At 29.4% G+C, this 1,963-nt stretch carries 1 protein-coding gene; it reads right to left on the bottom strand.

Annotated features, from left to right (window positions below; translation table 11 throughout):
* On the bottom strand, positions 1 to 1,963 hold a 1,963-nt coding region (locus ACTG3S_RS07355), incomplete at both ends, for a TonB-dependent receptor (protein ID WP_439128710.1).

Below are 1,963 nucleotides of genomic sequence, written 5' to 3'. Positions count from 1 at the left end.
CTAAAACTGTTTCTGTAGAAATTACACCCGTGTTTAAATTTCTGATATCTTGGGTTTGTTTTATTGATGGATTTAATAGGTTTCTACCAATAAATCTTGCCGATAATTTTTCTGTTATTTGTTTGCTTAGTACAAGGTCTAAAGTAACAAATCCTTTTTCTATAATTGCTTCGTTAAATAAAATATCACTACTTGCAAAACTTTCTGGGTTTCCTAAAGCAAATATTTTGTCTGAAGAATAATTACCTGTTAAAGTTGCCACAAACTCTTTCTCTTTTTTATCACTATAAGTAAGTGCTGTATTAATTATAAAGTCTGATGCACCTTGTAAAGATGATTCTGTTTTATTATTGTATTGGTAATTCAATAATAAATCTTGTGTTAACCACATTTGTGTAATATTACCTGTTAGGTTTAAAAGATTTTCTTCTTCTTCATTTTCTAAAAAGCCAACTCTACCCTCTAATTCTACACCAAAAATATTTGCTTCTTCACCTGTATTATTAAATTGAAATATACCCGCAGAACCTCTAGTTTGTGCAAGGTTAATTGGGTCTGTAATTTTTTTATAAAAAGCAGTTACAGATATTAATTCTTCTCTACTAGGATAAAACTCCCACTTTAAATCATTATTATAAACGTTAGATCTTTCTATATCTGGATTTCCTTTAGTTACCCTACCTGTTGGAGAAACATATTCGAAAGGTGCAAACTCTTTAAATTCTGGTAATGTTTGAGAGATACTAGATGCAAAACGAATAAAGTTTCTTTCATTTAACTCATATTTTAAATTTAAACTTGGGTTTAAATTATTATAATCTCTGTTTAAAGATCCTGTTCTTCCTTGAAAGTTGGCAACATCCCACTCAACAGAGAACTCATCTCTTTCAAATCTTAACCCAAAATTACCTGTTAACTTATTAAAAGCAAAATCAAAATCTGCAAAACCAGCCATAGCATCAAAAGTACCATTATATCTATCTAGAGGTCTTTCTACCAAACGTAAACCATTATTAAAAGCTGTTGGTGTAAAAGTTGAAGTAAAATCATCTACACTTGGTACTTGGAAACCATCTGCATCTACCCCAATAAAAAGTGAATTAAAAGTTCTTTCTTTATGTCTAAAATTTATACCAAAATTTAATTTGTAAGGTAAATCATCATCTTCATCTGCTTCTCCTAAAGACCAACTATCTTTTAGATAAGCATTTATTTCACTGTCTTGTATTTTTTGACTTGATTTTCTTTGTTGAAAAGCACTATTATTAGCATATTGTACAGTTGTACTATTTAAAATACTAACCTCATTTCTAATTCTATTTGGTTCTTCAGCTAAAATAAAGTTATAACCAACACCCCAATTTAATGAGTTATTTTCAAATAATTTATGTTCTCCTAAAGCTTGGTTTACAAACATTAGCGTTTGTTTATAGTTTTGATCTCTAACGAATGCGCCATATTCTTCCGGCTCTTGTTCAAACACAAAACCTAAACCATTTCTACCTTGTTCGTATAAATAATCTACACTTTTAGCAACAAAAAGAGAGTTTAGTTTAATTTTATGATTTTCATTAAGCTTTAAACCTACATTAGCATATGCTGTTGTATTAACGTTTGAACTAAAAATTTCTACATCAGAAAAAATTTGATCTATAATATTTGCTCTTGCTAATTGAAATGTTCCTGTTTGATAATTGTACCTTTTAGAATGCGATGCTGTTGCAAAAACAGATAATTCTTTACCAAACACCTCAAATTTTTGTCCTCCAGAAAAAGAAAAACTATAATTTATAGGAGCGCTTTGTTCCTTTGTGTCCCAACCCTGTCTAGTAATTAAATCTTGTACAGCAAATTGTTTTTGATGAAAACCCATTGTAACATCATTTGTAATGATTGTTCTTCTAAAGTTACCAAACTGTTGCATTACATTTGTATTAGAACCACTAGCAACACTTATAGAAAA

This window comes from Polaribacter sp., assembly GCF_965656025.1.
In the GTDB taxonomy this organism is placed as follows: Bacteria; Bacteroidota; Bacteroidia; order Flavobacteriales; family Flavobacteriaceae; genus Polaribacter.
Note: the sequence above shows the minus strand (reverse complement) of the source record. Positions and strands in the feature narration are given on the sequence as shown.